Source organism: Streptomyces rhizosphaerihabitans (genome assembly GCF_025399795.1).
GTDB lineage: Bacteria > Actinomycetota > Actinomycetes > Streptomycetales > Streptomycetaceae > Streptomyces > Streptomyces rhizosphaerihabitans.
The window spans coordinates 109937-129790 of the sequence record NZ_JAODTZ010000028.1 but is presented as its reverse complement, the minus strand read 5'-3'; the positions used below and the strand labels follow the sequence as shown (position 1 = coordinate 129790).

Sequence of the window (19854 nt, the reverse complement as noted above, 5' to 3'; positions counted from 1 at the left end):
CCGAGAGCTCGCGGCTCGGGATGACACCTTCGGTCTTGTAACCGATGTCGAGCAGGACCTCGTCCCGGTCGACCTTCACGATGGTGCCCTCGACGATGTCGCCGTCGTTGAAGTACTTGATCGTCTCGTCGATCGCGGCGACGAAGGCCTCCTCGTCACCGATGTCGTTGACCGCGATCCGCGGTGCCACGCTGACGGCCTGTTGCAGCTGGGTGGCGGCGGTGGAGCCGGAGGTGGCCCGGACGGTGCGGGTGGGAGGGGAGGCCTCCCAGAGCGGAAGGGTCGAGCCGGCGATGTGCGCGGCGCCTGTGGGGTGGGCCCGGTCGGCAGGCGAGGCAGGAGCGGACCGGCCTGCCGCGGACCGGTCCGTCAGCGTCCGGCAGACCTGGTAGGACGCCTGGACCAGCCGTACCACCGGGTGGCCGTCCCCCACCAGCGTGGCCAGGCTGCGCCATTGCAGATAGAGGTCCTGGAGGAGGTCGTCGACGTACGCCTGGTCGCCTCGTGCGCATTCGAGCCGGGCGACGGCGAGGTTGCCGGCCGCGGCGAGTGCCTGGGGGTGGCGCACGTCCAGGTGGCGATTGAGACGGTTGCTGACGAAGGCCAGATGCGTCGTGGCCTTGCGCAGTCGCAGGGACGACCGGGCCGCTCGCGCGCACTCGACGTGGACCGCGGCGAGTTTGCCCTGCACCACCAGGGCCCGCGGGTGGTCGGCGCCGAGTATGGCGGACAGACGCTGGCTCGCTGCCTCCAGCACGCCCGCCGCGTGTTCGAGCCGATCGTCGGCGCCCTGGTCGCGGGCGCTCTCGATCGCGGTCAGGGCGAGCTGGGCCACGAGGAGATAGCCCTGTGGGTCGCGGGGGCTCAGTACGGCGATGGCTGCCAGTGACGTGCTGTTGAACTCGGCCGTGGCGGTGTCCCGCAGGGGCCCCGATGGCTGCCTGCGGGCGAGAGCGACGCGTACGCCGGCCAGGAGCTGACGGATCCCGATCGGTGGCGTACCACCTGCGGTGTTCAGAAGCTGTTCGGCATGAGCCAGCCAGTCCTCGGCCTGTTGCGGCTGCTGGGTGCCGGCGCTGAGGGCGGCGAGGTTGGCCATGGCGTGTGCGGCGGCCCAGTGCGGTGGATCCGTCTCGGCGGGATCCACCGCGGCGCCGTGTGGCGTGCTCGCCGGGACTGTGTGTGGGCCGGTGGCCGCACCGCCTCCTGCGCCCGATCCGGTGGCCTCGTGCGCGGCGTCCGGGCCGTGCCGACCGGCCAGCAGACGCTGTGCCTCATGGGGGCGGCCGAGGCACGTGAGGAGCACCGCGCAGCGGTTCGGGTCCCCGCCGGGCGGGTAGCCCCGCGGGGGATCGGAGACCAGACGCCGCACCAGGGAGTGGGAAGCGGTGGGCAGTCCCATCTGGTAGAGGAGCCACGCCAGTCTCAGAACGGACGCGAGGTTCGTACCGGATACGGGTACTTCCCCTGCTGCGCATCGGTCGGTGAACGTCTTCAGGGAGTCGGGCACGCGCGCGCGGCGGGTCTCCCGCAGGATCTCTTCGGCCCGGGCCACGGCGTCCTCGTATGAATTGATCACGCTTCACCCCCTTCGCCGTCAACGGGTGCCTGCAGCGCGCGCAGTGCGTTCGTGAGGTCGCCCACCAGCCGTACGCGGAAAGCGGTCAGGTCGAGCGGGTCGACGAGGTTGGAGTCGCCCAGGTAGTCGAGAAAGCGCAGATAGTCCTCCGCTTGGGTGCACAGCGCGTGCAGCACCGGATCTCTGATCTCGTCCGGTGACCACGCGGAGGGATCCGCCGTGGGTGATATCTCCAGCACGGAGGTGCCGGAATCCCTTTCGCCGTGTTCCGGCGGGGGTGAAAGGTGCGCTCCGGCGTGTACGGCCGTCTCGGACACGCTCTCCCGTGACGGCTGCGGCAGGGGGGCACCGTGGGCCGGGACCAAGGCGGTGTCCTGACGGCACGAAGCGGCCTCACCGGTGATCAGACTGGTGGCCAGCTCCATGGCGGACAGGCCGGGGAAGGTCTGCATCGCGCTGTCGATGGACGTGGCGACCACGTCGTGGGGCGCGCTGTGGGAGAAAAGCGGCGAGGCGGGTGACATCAGCACGCCGACGAGAGGGGACGGTTCCTCTTCGCCGGTGATCCGTTCGACCGGTCCTCCGCCGTAGGCGGCGTGGTTGCGCACCGGCGCGTCGGCGGCGAGATGAATGGCGATGCGGCACGGACCGTCCTGCGGGTGGTCGTGCACGATGTCGTCGACGGTGCCCCGCAGCTGTCGCCTCACACGGGGAGGCAGGTACGGCGCGCGCCAGTCGTCCCCCTTGGTCACGTGGTCCATGCGCGGGATGGGGATGCACCGGCCCGGGTGGGCGATGACGGAGATCAGCGCGAGACCGGCTTCCGGCCGGACGTCGACGATCTCACCGTGGAGGAGGCCGTCGCTGCGCTCGTCGACCATGCGCAGCTCGATGCGGGCGCCCGATTCGAGCGGGGCGACACAGTCGGTGAGTGTCATCGCATAGTGGCGGGTGACGAAGAACGCGCCCCCCAGCAGGTCGTCGCCCTGGAACAGGTCGACCCAGTACTCGTCGTCGCTCTCGCTCATCCGTACCTCTGGTCCGTTCGGGTGCCCGCTTCAGCCCGAAAAGGCTCAACTGCTCGTCCACCAGTGTCCCGCAGGCGCCACCTGGTGCCCATGGCACTCACAACGCTGCCGCGAGTTCGATCGGTTGCGCCCCGGGACAGGGAGAAAGGTGAGGGCGCATGGCAGCATGAAAGGCGCACAACGGAGCGTCCCGCAAGGCCGTGTGCGCCCCCTGTCACCCGCGACCGAGCGCCCGGCTCGCACCGGAGACGACCGCGGTGGCCAGCAGCCACCCGGACACGATCAGGAACAAGGCGACCACCTTGTTCCAGCCCACGGGGTCGAAGGCCGACCGGTAACCCAGGGAAACGACCGGGATCAGCAGATCGAGGCAGTACAGCACCGGGTCGAAGGCCCGCTGGCCGGAGCCGCCCACCGGGGCCGGCACATGCGCGGAGAACCAGCCCGAACCGGCCGCCACGAGGGCCAGCAGCCACAACAGGGCCCGTCTCGGGGCGTATCCGTAGCCGAACAAGGCGTCCTGGACAGCCCCCCAGACCCTTCCGGTGAACCTGTCCCCGCGCCGCAGATGCCGTTCACGCGCATGCCGGACCGCTCTGGCGGCGCGCTCGTCGCCGGCTGTCTGGTACGAGGCGGCCAGTTGCTCGAAGACACTCACCCCGGCCTCCTCGTCCAGGGCGAGCCAGGACAGCCGGTCCTGTACCGACAACGGTGCCACGGAGCCCAGACGCCGGTAGACGAGTCCCTCGATGTCCAGCCTGCCCGCCGTCGGCCAGGTGGGGGAGTCGTCGACCAGCGCTCCCACCTGCGCGTCCCGCAGTACCACACGACCTGGCGGAACGCTCCGCAGGTCGAGACGCAGCCGCGGTGTCGTCAGCCTGTTGAGGACCAGATCCGCGCGCGGCCCCTCCAGCGTGGCATCGTGGAACGTCACCACCGATTCGACCGCGGCCCCCCGCAGCAGGATCTGACCGCGGGAGCGAAAACCCCAGTCGGCGTAGAACCCGCGGCCGCACGACAGGCCGGTGGCGTCGATACCGCCCACGTGCGCCCCGTTGAAGTAGACCGCGTGCGCCACCTTGGCATCGCGCAGATACACCGCACCGGTGGCCTTCACCTCGCGTCCCCGCACCGCGCCGTCGACCTGCAGACGCGGAGCGAACAGGGACCACAAACCGCCGGAATACAGCCGCAGTTCCTCCGCCACGAGACTGCCGGTGACGCGGGCGTCCGCCAGCCGCAGCGGTGCCTCGGCGGACGGCTCGGTCACCCGATGCGACCCCAGCACACCGTCGCGCACCACCGTCGTCTCCGCGCTCAGCGCCACGGGTTCGCCCGGTGCCGTGCCGATGGCGCAGCCCGACAGCAGGATGTCCCCCTCCACGGCGAGGTTGTCCCCCAGCATCGCGGGAACACTCGATCCGCTCAGATCGAGCGAAGCCACCTGCAGCCCCCGCAGATCGAGTGGGCCGGAGAACCGGCACTCGACGAATTCCAGACCGAACTCCAGCCGGCGGTGCGAGAGATCCACCGCCCCGGCCACCCGCGCGCCCTGGATGCGCAACGGCCCCGCGTTCCCCTCATGGTCGGCCACTGCCTCCTGAAGAGCACTCCCGCTGATGGGCCTGCCCCGCGCGGCCGCACGCTGAACGCGGCGCACCGCCCCCGTCCACGCCATCCCCACAACCCCCAGGTACTCATCTTTTGCAGGCATGGCACCACAACCGGCAGCGATATGAACCCTGTTCGGAGAGACTGGGGCAATGAGCGGGTTGACGTATTTCGGCGCCGAAGCCGCGGCCGAACTGCAGCGGTGGCAGAACAATCGACGCAAAGTGACCTTCGCCGAAGCGTTGCCCGACGGTGGGAGCGGAGCACGCCTCGCGTTCTTCTACCACGAAGGCGACCAAGCCCACCCGCAGCAAAAACTTCTGCTCAAGCTCTGCGCCGACGACGAGGGCGCCGACGACGAACCCCGCGATCTCGAAGAGGCATGGCACTCGGGCCCGGCCTTCCACCGGGGCGCGCGCACCTTCACCTTTCCCGAACGGCGCCTGATCCCCCAGGTGTATCCCCCTCTCCGGGTCGGTGGCACCTGGCTGATGTTCCTCGAGGTCGCCCTCGACGAACGCGCCCGGCACCCCCTCGTCCCGCTCGCCACGGTCCAGCGCGGCGCGGACAAAGCACAGGTGGCCGCCGCCGTCACGGACGCCCTTCTCTCGGAGTGGAACCCCGACCCGCGGGCCGATCACGACATGGCGGCGCAGTCCTTCCTCCGGCAGGCCCTGGGCCACCGGGCCGACCCCGGCAGTCACCTGGCGCGCGCCACCGGACAGTTCCTCGGTTCCGACCTGCACAACACAACCGTCGAGCTGCCCGGATGGCCCCGCCCGCTGCCCAACCCCACACCGTTCGCCGACCCCTCCCCGCTGGCCGGTCTGAAACCACCCACGGTGGCCCTGGGCCGTGCCCACTACGACCTGCACCCCGGCAACATCATGGTCGCCGTCCAGCCCGCGCCGGCCCCCGACTCCTTCCGTCTCGTCGACCTGTCACGCTTCACGGACAGCGGACTGCTCCTGCGCGACCTCGTGCACTTGATGCTGTGCCTGATCTGCGACTACCTCCCCGAGCTGGGCCAGGGGGCACGCACCGAACTGACGGAAATCCTGCTGGACCAGGACGAGGACACCACCGATCCCGGGGAGAGCCTTCTGCCGGCCGGGTTGCTCTCCACCCTCCGGCTCCTGCGCTCCGCCCCCGACTCCTGGCGCCGCGCCCGCCGTTACGCCCACCCCGACTGGCACCCCCAGTACCTCCTGGCCCTGCAGGCCTGCGCGCTGATGTTCCTCACACGGCGTGCCGAACCGGAAGAACAACGGTGGTTCCTGCGCCTGGCCGCGGGTGCCTGCGAGGCCTTCCAGCTCGTCGCCGTACCGCACCACGAAAGCCGGACGTCGGACCCGGGCCGGCAGGCGGCGCGTTCCAGCGCACCCGACGAGACGACCGCGGACCTTCCCGCGACACTGGCCGCCGACCTCGAGCGGCACGGGGAGCATCTGCGGCACATCGGCGCACGCTGCGCCGACCCGCGCTTCGACGGCGTGCTCGGCGACAACTTGCGGGTCGTCGTCAACCGCTGCACCGCGCTGGTAGCTTCGGCGTGCGACGGCCCCATGACCGAGGCCACCCTGGCCTTCCACGAACAATGCACGCAGGTGCTCCAGGCCGCTCACGTCCTGGGGGCTGCCCAGGACGCGCCCGGAAGCCGGGCGGGGGCGGAGAAGGAGAAGGCGCGCGGCCGTCTGGTCGCCGCGCTCGGCAACCTTCTCGAACACCCGGGCCTTCGCAGCGACGCACGCCCCGACCCGGAACCGGAGCCCGTCTCCCGCACCGTGGCCGACGGGCCGAGGCCGAGGCCGGCTCCCGTGCCCCGCGGTCTGGACAACAGCAGGGCTCCGCGTCCTCCCGGTGCCTCCGGCATCACCCTCATCGACTCCACGCATGACCAGGGACCCTCCGAGTCCCTCTCCGCGGACCAGGCGGACGGCCCGGCCGCCGACCGCGCACGGATCGCGCTGTGGGGCCCTCCGCGCTCCGGGAAGACGACCTACCTTTCCGCTCTGCCCATTGCCGCGATGCAGCACCAGCGACACGGCAAGGGCACTTGGCTGATCAGCGGCACGACCGCGGAGGCCAACACGTTCCTCAACGACGGTGTGAGGAAGCTGGCGGTCGAGCGCGTATTCCCGGAGGCCACTTTGGACCTCAAGAGCATGGGCTGGCGGTTCCGGGGCCTGGAGCCGCTCACGGGAAGACGCAAAGGCTTCCGGGAAGCCCGCTTCCTGCTGGAGGTCCAGGACGCGCCCGGCGAGAAGTACCGCGAGGCGGATTCCGGCGCCGTCGACCAACTGGCGCGATCCCAGGGCCTGATCTACCTCTACGACCAGCTCGGTGACGCCGAAGCGGTGGCGCCCGACCTGGCCTCCTTCTTCTCCACCCTGAACTCCCTCTACAGCAGGGTCGAAGAGTTCGGCGGCCACTATCAGGGCCGGCTGCCGCATCATCTCGCGGTCTGCATCGCCAAGTTCGACGACCCGGAGGTCCTCCGGCCGGCGGTCGAGGCGGGCTGGGTCACGCAGGACGACCACGGTTCCCGGCTCCCGCGCGTTCCTGGCCATCTCACCGCGAACTACTTCCAGTGGCTGTGCAACGACGCCCGCAATCCAGGTGCGCGCATGGTGCGCGACGGTCTGGAGACGTACTTCCATCCCGAGCGGGTGGCCTACTACACGACGTCGTCCATCGGGTACCGACTGAATCCGCACCACACCTTCGACTACCGCGACTTCGCCAACGTAGCGGAACTGAACGGCTCGGTGCGCATCAGCACGCCCCCCGAGCCCGTCAACGTACTCGAGCCGCTGACCGACCTCGAACGCCGGATCCGCCGCACCGCGAAGTAACCGCGCACGGGGTGGACTTGAGGCGCGACGACTTCCTCGGCCGTCGGCTGAACCGCGATCAGGAAATCTTCATGCCAGGGCCCGCTGAAATCGCTCCCCGTCAGGCGCAGGAATCAACGGGGTGGCCGACCGGCGAATGGTGACCATGTTGCGCGCCGTGGGGTCGGGGCTCCTGTTCAACCCGCCGATCGAGTGATCGTTCCCGCTGTGGCGGCAGTCACAGGGATCTTCGGGGTCCGTTGCGTACGCTGATCGAGGTCGTTCGCAAGCGGTGGCCCGGATGGTGGACCGCGATCCGGATGCACCGAGCGAGGCTGGCACTCTGTCAGGAACGTCAGCATCTGGTCGGCGCGAGTCCTGAAAGCCCGGGGAATGTCGACCGGACAGACGACCGGTTGTAGGGTATGGAAACAGCCCTTGACCTGCAAAAAACGCAGGCAGGGAGCCTAATTTTGCGGGAGTAGTCCGATGCTGCGCACCATGTTCAAGTCCAAGATCTAGCATTTGGGCGTTTCCCCAGGTCAGAGACCTGATTTCCGACTCCGGGTCAGCAAATGGTCAGCTTCAGGCCGGACGGTGTCCGGCTTGCTGAGCTGCATCGCGGCAGGGACCTGCTGCCGCGCCCTGCGCCTGCCTGGAAGGGTTGATACGTGGCTCGACAGCTCGATCGTGGGATGGGGCCGCTCTTCAAGGAATGCGGATGTTCCAGGCCGACCCGCTGCCCGCACCCGTACACGATTCGGTTCAAGGACGCTCTCGGCAAGTAGCGTGAAGAGGCCAGTTACGGCATGCAGAATGACGCGATCGAGCGCTTGACGCAGGGCTACGGAGAGAGAAAGAAGACGGCGCCATCGATTGCCGAGGCGAACGGCAGGCGGGTGGTTCGAGCGCGGATCTTCTCGTACGACGGTGGGGGCGGCAGTGCCGCCAGGTCGCGTACGACGGCCGGGTTGCGGTGGGTGAGGTCCAGCGCTCCTTCGGAGGCGGATCCGTCGAGGGCCAGGACCGGTTCGCGGCGTACCGTGGCGAGCAGGGACCCGAGCACCATCGTGGTCGTGGCGCGGCCGCTGTAGTGGTAGGCGCCGATCAGGGTCAGGCGTTTGCTGTGCGGCAGGGGTTCCCGCAGCCGCTCCAGCCGGGTTTCGGTTTCGCGGCTGGCGGCGCCGAAGCGCGGGAGGCGCAGTGCGGGGGGGGTGTCTCTATGTCCTTCGTCAAGGGTGTGGTGCCGGGTATGCGGGTATTTGTGATGGTCATGCGGTGAGGGGGATGGCGGGGGTTCTGGACTCGTAGAAGGTGCCGTCGCGGAGCATGGCGAACAGGACGCTGATGCGTTGCCGGGCGAGGCGGAGGAGTGCCTGGGTGGGCGTCTTGCCGCGGGCTCTTTGCCGGTCGTAGTAGATGCGGGAGGCCGGGTCGGCGTTCATGCAGGCGAAGGCGGAGAGGAACATCGCGCGTTTGAGCTGCCGGTTTCCACCTCTGGGCGCGTGTTCGCCGTGGATCGAGGTCCCCGACGACTTTGTCGTGGGGGCGAGACCGGCATAGGAGGCGAGGTGGGCGGCACTGGGAAAGCCGGTGCCGTCTCCGACGGTGACCAGCAGGACTGCGGCGGTCCTGACCCCGACTCCCGGCATCGAGGTCAGGACCTGGTGAAGAGGGTGGGCCTCCAGCAGGTTGTTGATCTGGGCCTCCAGTGCCCTGCGCTGTTCGTGGACCGCGGCGAGGGAGGCCGCCAGGGACGGGATCACGATGTCGAGGGTGCCGGTTCCCGGGACCACGACGGTCTGTTCGTCGAGGGCGTCGAAGACGTCGTCGATCAGCCGCGCGGCCATCCGCGGTGCTTTCGGGCGGATCAGTTCGACAAGTCTGCGGCGGCCGGCTTTCCGCAGTGCGGCCGGGGATCCGTATCGCTCGAGGAGCCAGGTGACGGCCGGGTGGTCCAGCCGGGGTCCGAGCACGCGCTCGAGGCTGGGGTGGAACTGAGTCAGCAGACCGCGTATCCGGTTGCTGGTGCGGGTGGCCTCGGCCGCGAGGTCCTGGTCGAACCCGGTCAGCACCGTGAGCTCAGCGGTGATCTCGTCGGTCAGCTCCAGCGAACGCAGGGTGTGGGGCATCGTCCGGGCCGCGTCCGCGATCACCGCCGCGTCCTTGGCGTCCGTTTTCGCCTCGCCCGGATACAGATCAGCGATCCGCCGCATCGCGAGTCCGGGCAGGTAGGCGACCTCGCAGCCGGCGTCGCGGGCCACGGTCAGTGGCAGAGCCCCGATCGAGGCGGGCTGGTCCACGATCACCAGGACGGTGCCGAACTTGGCCTTGAGTTTGTCGAACACGGCCCGCAGCTTCGGCTCGCTGTTGGGCATCGGCTTGTCGAAGACCTTCTTCCCGGCCGGCGTGAGCCCGTGACCGTGATGGGCGGTCTTGCCGACGTCCATCCCGAGGAAGACGCCCACGCCCTCGATGTCGAACATCGCACCCTTTCCAGGTCGTTGACCGTGCCGGCCTCGGCAATGGCACCGTGCTCGCGCATCCACGTTATGCAGACCTGCCGCCCGCTTCTCTGCCCGGCATTGCGCCGGACCGGGCGGTGGCCGGGTCTCTCATCAGCGTCTCCGACGGCACCCCACGGACCCGGCGACACCACCCCCCCAGGTCATCCGTCCGACAGAGGGGACACAGTCATACCGGGCCCGGAGGCCAGCGGCCCCATTGCAGGACCGCGAAAAAGATAACGGGGGGCTCCGCCGGTGACTGCGGGCGGTGGTGTGAGCGGCACGGGCTCGGCCGGGGCCAGCATGCGCTGGGTAACGCGGACGGCGACGCTCTCTACGGCGTGCCCGTCGTGTTGTTCTCGGTCTAATCGGCCTTTGAGGGTGTCGCTGACCGACTCGAACAGATGGCGGATGCTGAGCATCGGCTCGTCCGGCCGCAGGATCTCCTTCTTCCCCGACGGGCGCAGCAGCGTGATGCCCTGTTCGGACAGTGACAGCTTGAAGCCCTTTGAGGCAGAGCCCTTGTCACTGATCAGCAGGAGGCCGGTCGCTCGCACATCAGATCGGCATCGACCTCCAGCATCGCGGTGGGTACCTCGCGCTCACCGAGCTTCGCACCCGTCAGCACTCACAGCATTGGCATCCCGGCGCGTGCGGAGCATCGGACAGGACCACCAGGAAGGGATTGCCGTCAGCCGTCAGCGTCCGCGAGGGCGCCGGGAGATCACCTGGGGGAGGTCGCCGGCCTTCCAGTAGCCGTCGAGAATCTTGAGCAGGCGCTCGGGGTCGCGGAAGATCTCTGGGACGCGGTCGCCGTATTCGTCGAGGAGAGGGTCGCTCTCCACCATCTTGCGGCCGGCGCCGACGAAGGACGACGAGTAGGCGTGGCAGTTGCCGCACCAGAGGTAGGTGATCCACGCGGGTTCGGTCCGGCCCAGCTTCTCGCGGAGGTACAGGCGCATGGTGACATGGCCGCAGATCGGACAGGTGCGCTCGGTCACGGGAAGGTGCAGTTGGGCGCCGAGCGCCTCACGATGCTGCTGGTCGTAGGGGCGGGGCATGGGACTGGGACCTCTCTGGAAAATTCGGGGCGGCCGTCGAGCGGGTCGGCCGCGGTGGGAGGTGATCCCACCGCGGCCGACCCGGCGGCGATTCAGCGCACTGACGCGGAGTCACGTGGCGGTCCGGCCAGGTGTCAGCCGCTGCCGGAGATCTCGCGCCACATCGTCCGACCGAAGTACCTCGGCGTCTCCTCGGTTCCCGTGTCGCCGAGAAACCGCGTGCGTTTCTGACGGCAGGTCTCGTGGAGCATCTGCTGAGCCGGCCTCCGGTGGCACTACGTCATTTCCCGTCGGGCCAGCGCCTTCGGACCTCGGACCGCACGGCATCGATGAACTCGACAGGCGGTCCGTAGAGGTGGTCGACGATGTAGTGGATGATCAGGTTCGGGGCGACGTAGAGCACCCCGTCGTCCGAGACGGCCCTGATCTCGGCGTGGCCCAGGCGGTAGTCGACATTCGCCCGCGCGGAGGTCGCCGAGTGCTCGGTGTACTCCTGGCACAGCGTGCACGCGTGCCAGCCCCTGCTCCTGTGCTGTCGCAGTGAACCGAGATCGATGATGTCCGCGAGGTCTTCCTCGGAGACCTCGTCGATGTTGTAGTCGAAGCCGTCCTCCAGCCAGCCGATGGTGAGGCCCTCGGGCTCTTCGTATTCGATGAAGTCGTAGAGCGAGAAATCCGCGTAGTAGGTCATGTCGCTTCTCGGGTGAGGCCGCCGGGCGCCGCGGCGAAGCCGCGTGGCCGCGTTCGGCGCGGCGCCCGGCCGGGTCACCTCGGTGCTGGACCGCTCGGTACGTTGTCACGTCAGTTCTCGTCTTCGACGATGGACCAGCCCTTTGCCGTCATGCGGCTTCGCAGGTCCTCGATCCCTCGTCGTGAAGGCTTGTTGCCTGTGCGGGCATCGGCCGCCTCGTTTCGGGCGACATGTGGATCCAGGCCGAAGGCCGCGTGCACGGCCACTCCCAGATTCCTCTCCGACAGCACGTCGGAAAGGATCACCAGGAGGGGGTGGTAGTCATCGTCGTCCACCCCGTCGGGAAAGACCTCGACGAGTGATCGCACGACCTCCGCCAACTCAGGGTTGTCCTCCAACATCATTACCCCTTCCGGGAACTCGGCGGATGGGCAATAACGTCGGGGACGACCCGGACCTGCCCCAGCAGGTTTGAAACCATGCCCGCTTCATCGGGACCGGTCCACCCGGAGCTCACGCACCGGTTCGGCATCGGCCTCCAGCATCGCGGCCGGCACCTCACGCTCGCCGAGCTTCGCTCCCGCCGGCACGCACAGCATGCGTGTCCCGGCGGGTGCGGAGCGTCGGACAGCACCACCAGGAAAGGATCGCCGCCAGCCGTCAGCGTCCGCGGGGGCGCCGGGAGACCACTTGGGGGAGGCTGCCGGCTTTCCAGTAGCCGTCGAGGATCTTGAGCAGTCGTTCGGGGTCGTTGAAGACCTCAGAGATCCGGTCGCCGTATTCCGCGAGGAGAGGGTCGTTTTCGACCATCTCGCGGCGGGCGTTCGTGAACGACGACGAGTAGGCGTGGCAATTGCCGCACCACAGGTAGTTGATCCATGACGGATCGGTCCGGCCGTACTCCTCGTGGTGATAGTTGCGCAGCCCGACATGGCCGCAGACCGGGCAGGTCCGCTCCGTCACCGGAAGGTGCAGTTGCGCGAAGAGCGCCTCACGATGGTGTTCGTCGTAGGGGCGGAGCATTCAGGAGACCTTTCTGAGGTATACGGGGGACCCGGTCTGCCGCAGCGGGACAGCCTCCCACCGCGGCAGACGGACGATATGCCGGGACGACCGATATGGCGCCTGGCCGACCGGCTGGTTAAGCCATCATCGGCCTCTTGATATCTTGCGCCACATCATCTGGCCGAACGCCTCGGCATTTTTCTCGGTTCCGGTGTCCCCGAAGTTGGCCATGCGGTTCTGGTGGTAGGTCTCGTGGAAGAACGTCACCACGGCCTCCTTCATGTTTCGCAGGCCCAAGTTCGAGATCTCGATGATCGGCAGACCGTTCCGGCCAAGATGGGGGCGGTCGCTGTACTTGGGCGCGGGTCCCAAAGAGTGTGGGCTGTTTCCCTCGGCCAGACGACCGGTGTTGAGATCGATGATCTCCTCTTTGTGGACGACATCGTACTTGTCCCACTCGGAGCGGTAACCGGCCCGGGACAGATACTGCTTGAGCCTGCCGAGGCTCACCACCGTCCCCTGCGGGTAGTAGTCCGGCTTCTTGTCGGGCTTGCTGCGATAGGCGTTGCCCTGCTCGGGCTCCGGACTCGGCTCGTTCCTGCTCCGGGCGGGGGACTTGCCACTGCCTCCGGGCTCCTTGCCGCCCTTGCCCGTGCCCGCCTTCGGCGTTGACGGTGCGTCACTGTTCTTGGGCGTCGTGGGCGCGGGGTCGGCCGGGGTGGTGGTGGGAAGGTCGCCCGAGAGCAGTCTCTTGACCGCTCCGACGAGGTCCTCGCCGTCCGCCATCGCGAGCCTGACCGCCTTGACGGCCTTCACTCCGCCGCTGACCAGCTTGTAGGCGCCGTAGCCGTCGACGGCGAGCGTGCCGACCACGCCGGTCCACTGACCAGCGACATACGATTTCGACCCGGTGTCGACGCCGAAGAGGTTGGCCAGCGGGTGGTCGTCGACGTAACCGGTGTGGCCGAGCTGGATCGGGGTCTCGTTCGAGTAGCCCGTCCAGCTGTTGAACAACTGGTTGTCGCCGTTGGCGACGCCGGCGAACCCGTTCCAGCCGTCGGAGAGCTTGTTGACGCTCCACTGCCACGGGTCTCCGACGAAACTGTCGCCCACACCGCAGAAGAAGCCGCCGATCGAGCTGCCCCAACCGGAGAACCAGGACAGGCCGTTGGGGTCGCTACCGGAAACGGGGTTGTCGGCCCCGTAGCCATAGCCGCCCATCTGGTTCGGGTCGCCGCTCTCGAAGAGCGGGTCGACCGACAGGAAGCGGCCGGTGACCGGGTCGTAGTTGCGTACTCCGAGGAGGTTCAGGCCGGAGGTGGCGTCGGCCGGCTTGCCCAGGTAGCCGTGGTTGTCGGCCCATCCGGTGGGCGCGGGACCACGCGGGTTGCCGTAGGGGTCGAAGGCGCGCCGCGTGATGGCCAGGGTGCCGCCGTCCACCTGGAGTTGGGCGGTTCCCTGCGGGGTGGTCGGCTGGTAACTGATGCCGCCCTTGCTGGAGCGGACCGTCACCGTGCCGTCAGGGGCGCAGTAGTAGCGCAGTCCGGTGACGGCTTTGGTGGTGGTGTCGAGGCTGAGCTGTTCGATGCCGCCGAAGAGGTAGAGCGTGTTGTTGCCCGGCCCGCGCTGGATCAGCAACTGGCCGTCGGCGTCGTAGAGGTAGCCCGTCTTCTTTCCGTCGGTGGTGGTGGCGGAGGTCAGACCCTCCTCGTCGTACTCGATCCCCTGACTGCTCGGGCGGGCTCCGGTGGTGGTCCGGGTCTTCGTGTTGCCCGCGTCGTCGTACTCCGGGGTCAGCACGGAGGTTCCGGTGGCGGGGTTGCGGGTGGTGACGGTGGACACCGCGTTGGGCCGCTTGGCGGGAGCCGTGCCGGCGCCCGGGTAGGCGAACGCCTGGGTGGTGTCCTTGGCCGCGTCGCCGGTCACATCGTGCGCGACCTGCTGGGTGCGGTCACCGAGCTGGTTGAACTGCCAGTCCGTCCAGTACGGGGCCGGTCCGCCGATGGTCGCTGAGGACGGGGACGAGGTGGCGCACCGGGCGAGCTGGCCCGCAATGGGCTTGGTGAGGCCCTTGGTGTCCGTCCAGGCCGTGGTCAGCCGGTCCTGTGCGTCGTAGGTGAAGCACTGGGTGTCGGCGGTCCGGTCCGCGCCGCCGCTTGAGCGGATGTCGGAGACCGCGGTGATGTTGCCGGCCTGGTCGTAGCCGTAGGTGGTGTCGGAGATCGGGTTGGCGGTGTTGGTCTGCAGGGTGACCCGGTTGGTGGCGAGCCTGCCCGTCGCCTGGTCGTAGGTCTGCGCGGTGCGCAGCTGCTTCGACGGGGTGCCGACGGTGGTCTGGAGTACCTCCCCGAGCGGGCTGTAGTTGACCGTGGCGACGTACGGTCGGCTGGGCGAGCCCATGCTGACCAGGCCGCCTTCGAGGTTGTAGCCGTAGCCGACGGTCTCGGCGGGAAGGCCTCCGTCGGCGCCGTACGTGGTCGCCGCCGTCAGACCGACGGTCTCGGTGTAGGAAGCCTTGGCGGTGTAGGTGCCCGCCAGCGCGCCCTCGGCGGCCGGGATCACGGTCGAGGTGCTGGCCGGCTGCCCGACCGCGTTGTACGAATCGATCTTCTGGACGTAGGCACTGCCGTTCTTGCCGCCGACGTAACGGGTGGACGCAACGGGCAGGCCCTTGCCGAGCTCGTCGTAGGTCCACTCAGCCAGCAGCTTGGACGGATCCGTCGTGCCGTCGCCCGAGTACTCGGCCTTCCGGCGGCCCAGCAGGTCGTGAGTGAACGACAAGGTTTGTTTGCGGGCGTCGGTCGTGCGGTCCAGCCGCCCGAGCGCGTCATAGTGCGAGGTGGACGTGCCGGTGTCCGGGTCGGTCCGGGAGACCACGCGGCCCTGCAGGTCGTAGTCGTAGGACCATGCGTTGCCCACCGAATCCTTGACGGTGTCGACCTGTCCCGCGGGCGTGTAGGTGTAGCGGGTGGTGATGTCCGCGGCCGCAGCCTTGTCGGCGGTCCCGGTCGACCAGAGCACGGTGTTCGACGCGTCGTACACCGCGACGTTGTCGTCGGACTGCACCTTCAGGTAGCCGCCGGTGTGGCCCGACGTCTTACTGGACCACAGGGCGGTCTTGCCGGTGGCGTCCATGACCGCGAAGTTGCCGTCGGTCTGCATGACGGCGTACGCGCCCGGCTTGCCGGCCGTGTCGGACGACCACAGCACCTTGTCGCCGGCCAACGCGGTCAGTAGCAGGTTGCCGTCGGCCTGCATGGCCAGTCGGACACCGGCGGAGACCAGCGAGGTGCCCGAGGCCAGCTTGCCGCCACCGGCGAGCTTGCGGTCCGGTGTGGCGTCGCGCACCACCGTGGAGGTGGTCCGGCCGAGGGCGTCGGTGTAGGTCGAGGTGGCCTTGCCGCCCTGCGGTGGCGTGCTGTCGACCCGGTCGACGCCCCGGTAGTCCGTCGAGGACTGGAACAGGGTGCTGGCGAAGGAGACCATCGTGTTGGTGACCGGCCTGCCCTGCCCGTCGTACGACGTGCGTGTCACCGAAGGGCCGGTGCGGTTGGTCTCCGCCCACATCGTGCTGCCTGGGGCGTGATCCGCGTCGGAGTACGCCGCGATGGCGGAGACGGCCCAGCCGTGCGAGTCGTAGTAGGTCGAGGAGATGAGCCGTCCGGCCGAGTTGTCCGCCGGGGTCGACTGCGTCTGGCGGGGTTGCAGCGTGCCGTCGTAGATGGTGACGGAGGTGCTGTAGGAGCCGTCCTCACGCAGGCCCTTGGTGGTGACCGAGGACGGGGTGGGGTTGTCGCCCGCGCCATGGACGTCGTAGCTGTACGTCCGGTCCGGGCTCTCACTGTCCTTGTCCCGGCCGGGGGACCAGACCTTCTCCCGCCGCCCGAGCGCGTCGTAGGTCGCGTCGGTGACCTGTTTGTTGACGTCCACCGCATGGGTGACCGAGCCGCGGCCCGGTGAGACCGTGCTGGTGGCCGTCCATTTCAATGGATTGGCCGTGGACAGAGTGGTGGGCAGGATGCCCGAAGTGGGCTCGTACGACGTGGTCGTGGTGTTGCCCGCCGCGTCGGTGCTGCTGGCGACCCGGCCATACTTGTCGTACGACATGCCGCCGAGCGTCTGGTACTTCGGGTCACCGCTCGCGTCGTACGAGGTGACCGACTGGGTCGCGGTGACCAGACCGAGCGAGTCGCCGTTCTGGCCGAGTATGCCCAGGGTGCCGACCTTGTCGACCGAACCGTCCCCGTCGTAGAAGATCCGCTTGTCGGAGAGGGTGGTGTCCTTGCCCGGGGCGGTGCCGCAGGATCCGGCGACGCTGATGGTCTCCTTGGGGTAGACCAGCATCATCGGGTTGTCGGTCGGCGCGTCGGCGTAGGCCGTGGTGGTGCAGGTCTCCTGGGCGGGCTTGGAGACGTCGCCCTCGTCGTCGACCTTCCAGATCCGGCCCTTGCCGTCGAAGGTCGTGCTGGAGCGGGTGGTCCGCCAGGTGCCGTCGGAGAGCAGCCCCATCGTGCGGGACGAGGTCGCCGATATCTGGCGCGCCGTCATGTCTGGCAGGGTGGAGAGCTGGTCGGGCTTGGGGTCCTCGGACGTCCACGCCGTGCGGTCCCGGGAGGCGGTGACTTTGGAGGTGGGTGGATCGGTGAGGGTGCGGCCCACGACGGTGCCGCCGGCCTTGGTGTAGGCCAGGGCCTGGTACGGGGTGCCGGCCAGCCAGGGGCTGTCGGTGATCTCCTCGTCCAGTGCGTTCTTGACCTTGACGCTGCGCCGGGAACCGTCCGACTTGTAGTCGCCGTCCATGCCCTGGAGGTAGGAGACGGTGTTCTGGGTGACGGGGTCGGGCGCCGTGCCGGTGGTGGTGGTGACGGTGCGGAAGCCGCGGAAGTCGTTCCAGGTCCGGTGCTTGTCGTCGGTCAGGTCGGAGTCGTCACGGTGCCAGGCCGCGCCGCCGCTATAGGCGTAGTTGGTGACCTTGGCGGGAGAGGCCGCCTTGGTGCGGTCGCTGTCGGTGACCTGCGCGACCAGCGTCTTGTGGAACCAGTCCTTGATGGGCTCCGAGCCGCCGGGGGTGTTCCAGAACACCGGGAAGCAGGCCATGGTGTTGCTGTCGGCCCCGGCCGGCATGTTCTTCTTCTCCCGCGAACACTCCGGCGCGCGGTAGGTGACCGCGACCGACTCACCGGTCTCGGTCTGCACGCTGGAGATCCGCGGGTGGTAGAGCGGCGGGGCGGCCGGGGTCAGGCCGTCCACGCGGTTGTCCATCTCGATGCCGGCGAAGGTGACCGGGTCGAGGGTGATCGGCTTGTCGCCGCCGGCAGAGGTGTCCTTGCCGGTGTGGACGATGGAGGACAGCCACATCACCGACTGGAGCGAGCCGGTGCTCTTCGGGTCTTGGGTGTTGCCGGTGACCGGGTCGTAGGTGCCGCCCGCGTCCGAGAACACGTGCTTGAGGTCGTAGCTGTCGACGTCCTGCCAGCCGGAGGCGGTGCGGACCGAGGTGTCGATGCCCTTGAGCCGGTAGGTCGACCAGAAGGTCGGACCGCTGGTCAGGCAGACGCCGTCGGTGTCGTCGTCCTTGACCTTGTTCTTCCAGTCGGACTCGCAGTGCAGGTCGTACGGGGTGTCCGGCCAGTCCTTCGCGGTCTTGGAGGAGAGGTTGTCCGCCTTGCAGACCGTGTCGGAGGTGGTGCAGCGCTGGGCGGTGCGGAAGACCACCTTGGCAGCCGGTTCGCGGCCCGCCTTGGCGTCGGCGAGCTGGTAGCCGTACGAGATCTGGGTGAGGTGACCGCCGCGGACGTACTTGGTGATCGTGCCGCCCTTGTCGTCCTCAGCGACCTGGCCGTAGCCCATGTTGTAGTAGTTGGACTCGGTCGCCCAGTCGTAGCGCTGGACGTTGCCGTGCGGGTCGACGACGAAGTCCAGGTTGAACCGGTAGCCGACCGGCTTGTCGCACTGGGAGTCGTCGCCCTTGTCCGAGTCGTGGCACGGGTCACCCGACTTGGGGTGGTAGACCGGCACGCCCCAGGCGCTGTCGGTTGCGCTGTCGTCGGTGGTGCCGGGGGCGTGGTTCAAGCCCAGGTAGTAGGCGGTGCCGTCGGTCGTGGTGACCTTGAAGTACTCGCCGTCCCAAAGGCCGTTGGTCGCTCCGGTGAGCCGCTGGATCCGGGTGCCGTCGTCGGCCTGGAGGTGGTACTCACCGTCCGAGTCGCGGACCAGCTGGCCATTGTGGGTGCCCAGTTGGATGGTGGCGTTCCAACCGCCCCAGCACTCGTCACCGGAGTCCTTGACGCCCTGGTCCTTGCAGCTCTTGTACGAGCGCTCGATGAACCCGGGACTGTAGGACCAGCCGTCGCCGACCCAGGAGGACTGGGAGTTGCGGGCCGAGGTCTCGCCGTCGACCGACTGGGAGTCGTAGGACAGGCCGACGTTGGGCGCCTCACCGCCGAGGGAAGGTGGCACTGTGATCGGGTAGCTGTACGTGAAGGCACCCGAGGCTGAGGAGGACCAGGCGCCCGAAGCGGACAGCGAGGTGGCGCCGAAGTCGCCCTGCGAACCGCTGCTGCCCGCCACCGCCGCGACCGCCACGCCCGAGGAGGCCAGGGAGGTACGGGCGGAGGGAACGGCGAGATGACCGTTCGGCTTGGTGGCGGTTCCGGTGGGCACGGCGATGGTGCCGGTGACCTTCCGCGCCCGCGGGTCGTTGACCGACTCCAGCGGTGTGCGGGCACGGCAGGCCGCGATCTGAGGTGTCGTCAGGGCGCACGCCGGCATGGCCACCAGGCGCAGCCGCGAGGCCCAGCCACCGCCGTACGCTTGCTCGACGGCGCCGTAGTCCACCGAGACCGAGACGCCGCCGGCGCCGGTGCGGTGGTCGGCTCGCGACAGGCCGACCAGCAGGCCGTCGACACCGGCCTTCTTCGCCTGTCCACGGTCGGCGAGTTGCACCCGTACCGTACGGGCTGCCTCCACCGGCGCGCCCCGGCCGACGAGTGCGCGGGCGCGTCCGCCGATCGCCGACGGTGCGGCGGGCGACAGCGAGACGGGCAGCGAGGCGGCCTTCACCTTGCCACCCGCCGTGGCCGCGGCCCGGCTGCGCACCTGGGGTGCCTGGCCGAGGTCGACGGTCGCGCTGCCGCCGACGGGCCACTTCGGGGCCCTCACCTCGTGCCGGGCGAGCTTGTGGGCGCCGGGCGGCGGGGTGGGTTCCTCGAGGCCTGAGCTGTCCGCGGGATGTCCCGGGACCTTCGGCTGTTCGGGCAGCGGATCGGCCGCCCAGACTTCGTCCTTGTACTGGTAGCCGCCGACCACGACGTCGGCGACGGCCGGCTGAACGGCCAGTGAGAAGGCGGCGGTCGTGGCGACCCAGAGGGTCGCCCGCCTCAACCAGGCCCGTTTTTGGGCACCTTGAATTCCGCGCGGTCTTACGCGCATGTGTGATCCCCCATGAGAAAAGGTCCAGAAGCCGTATTGCAGTGGTCAGCTGACGGCCTGTCTGGTCAGGTTGGAACCGTATTGCCATGTCATGCGCGCAGCAATAC

The 19854-nt window shown here is 68.8% G+C and carries 11 protein-coding genes and 1 pseudogene; 1 reads left to right on the top strand and 11 read right to left on the bottom strand.

The window, feature by feature from the left end:
• The 3 genes from N4G66_RS26235 to N4G66_RS26225 all read right to left on the bottom strand — a co-directional run.
• The coding region (locus N4G66_RS26235) for a S1 RNA-binding domain-containing protein (RefSeq protein WP_261706664.1) at window positions 1-208 on the bottom strand (208 nt) is incomplete at its 3' end.
• Between the two features lie 1367 nt (window positions 209-1575).
• A complete protein-coding gene (locus N4G66_RS26230; protein WP_261706661.1) occupies window positions 1576-2607 on the bottom strand; it encodes a hypothetical protein in 1032 nt (343 codons plus the stop codon).
• 214 nt (window positions 2608-2821) lie between these two features.
• Window positions 2822-4201, bottom strand: coding sequence for a hypothetical protein (locus N4G66_RS26225; RefSeq protein WP_261706660.1), 1380 nt, complete (start codon window positions 4199-4201; stop codon window positions 2822-2824).
• 169 nt (window positions 4202-4370) lie between these two features.
• Here N4G66_RS26225 and N4G66_RS26220 point away from each other — a divergent pair, with 169 nt between their 5' ends.
• Complete coding sequence (locus tag N4G66_RS26220) at window positions 4371-7073, top strand: hypothetical protein (protein WP_261706659.1); 2703 nt, start codon at window positions 4371-4373, stop codon at window positions 7071-7073.
• An 823-nt stretch (window positions 7074-7896) separates the two neighbouring features.
• Here the strand turns inward: N4G66_RS26220 and N4G66_RS26215 are convergent.
• The 8 genes and pseudogenes from N4G66_RS26215 to N4G66_RS26180 form a co-directional block, all read right to left on the bottom strand.
• Window positions 7897-8121, bottom strand: a complete 225-nt coding sequence (locus tag N4G66_RS26215; protein ID WP_261706658.1) for a hypothetical protein — start codon at window positions 8119-8121, stop codon at window positions 7897-7899.
• A gap of 202 nt (window positions 8122-8323) precedes the next feature.
• Window positions 8324-9538, bottom strand: a complete 1215-nt coding sequence (locus tag N4G66_RS26210; RefSeq protein ID WP_261706657.1) for an IS110 family transposase — start codon at window positions 9536-9538, stop codon at window positions 8324-8326.
• 317 nt (window positions 9539-9855) lie between these two features.
• A pseudogene (locus N4G66_RS26205) lies at window positions 9856-10184 on the bottom strand (IS982 family transposase); the annotation flags it as partial.
• Window positions 10185-10257: 73 nt separating this feature from the next.
• Window positions 10258-10620: a hypothetical protein gene (locus tag N4G66_RS26200; protein WP_261706655.1), complete on the bottom strand. Its 363-nt coding sequence runs from the start codon at window positions 10618-10620 to the stop codon at window positions 10258-10260.
• A 280-nt stretch (window positions 10621-10900) separates the two neighbouring features.
• Window positions 10901-11311: a DUF7919 family protein gene (locus N4G66_RS26195; protein ID WP_261706654.1), complete on the bottom strand. Its 411-nt coding sequence runs from the start codon at window positions 11309-11311 to the stop codon at window positions 10901-10903.
• 110 nt (window positions 11312-11421) lie between these two features.
• Window positions 11422-11712, bottom strand: coding sequence for a DUF3349 domain-containing protein (locus tag N4G66_RS26190; RefSeq protein ID WP_261706653.1), 291 nt, complete (start codon window positions 11710-11712; stop codon window positions 11422-11424).
• Window positions 11713-11971: 259 nt separating this feature from the next.
• The gene (locus N4G66_RS26185) at window positions 11972-12334 is read right to left on the bottom strand and encodes a hypothetical protein (protein WP_261706652.1); all 363 of its coding nucleotides are present in this window, start codon (window positions 12332-12334) and stop codon (window positions 11972-11974) included.
• Window positions 12335-12460: 126 nt separating this feature from the next.
• Window positions 12461-19747 carry an RHS repeat-associated core domain-containing protein gene (locus N4G66_RS26180; protein ID WP_261706651.1) on the bottom strand — a complete coding sequence of 2429 codons (7287 nt, stop codon included), beginning with the start codon at window positions 19745-19747 and terminating at the stop codon, window positions 12461-12463.
• Window positions 19748-19854: the final 107 nt, after the last annotated feature.

What these genes read in the sequence shown, in the direction of transcription:
- N4G66_RS26230 (WP_261706661.1), bottom strand. Translation starts at nt 2,607, where the DNA reads ATGAGCGAGAGCGACGACGAGTACTGGGTCGACCTGTTCCAGGGCGAC.
- N4G66_RS26220 (WP_261706659.1), top strand. Translation starts at nt 4,371, where the DNA reads ATGAGCGGGTTGACGTATTTCGGCGCCGAAGCCGCGGCCGAACTGCAG.
- N4G66_RS26215 (WP_261706658.1), bottom strand. Translation starts at nt 8,121, where the DNA reads ATGGTGCTCGGGTCCCTGCTCGCCACGGTACGCCGCGAACCGGTCCTG.
- N4G66_RS26210 (WP_261706657.1), bottom strand. Translation starts at nt 9,538, where the DNA reads ATGTTCGACATCGAGGGCGTGGGCGTCTTCCTCGGGATGGACGTCGGC.
- N4G66_RS26200 (WP_261706655.1), bottom strand. Translation starts at nt 10,620, where the DNA reads ATGCCCCGCCCCTACGACCAGCAGCATCGTGAGGCGCTCGGCGCCCAA.
- N4G66_RS26195 (WP_261706654.1), bottom strand. Translation starts at nt 11,311, where the DNA reads ATGACCTACTACGCGGATTTCTCGCTCTACGACTTCATCGAATACGAA.
- N4G66_RS26190 (WP_261706653.1), bottom strand. Translation starts at nt 11,712, where the DNA reads ATGTTGGAGGACAACCCTGAGTTGGCGGAGGTCGTGCGATCACTCGTC.
- N4G66_RS26185 (WP_261706652.1), bottom strand. Translation starts at nt 12,334, where the DNA reads ATGCTCCGCCCCTACGACGAACACCATCGTGAGGCGCTCTTCGCGCAA.
- N4G66_RS26180 (WP_261706651.1), bottom strand. Translation starts at nt 19,747, where the DNA reads ATGCGCGTAAGACCGCGCGGAATTCAAGGTGCCCAAAAACGGGCCTGG.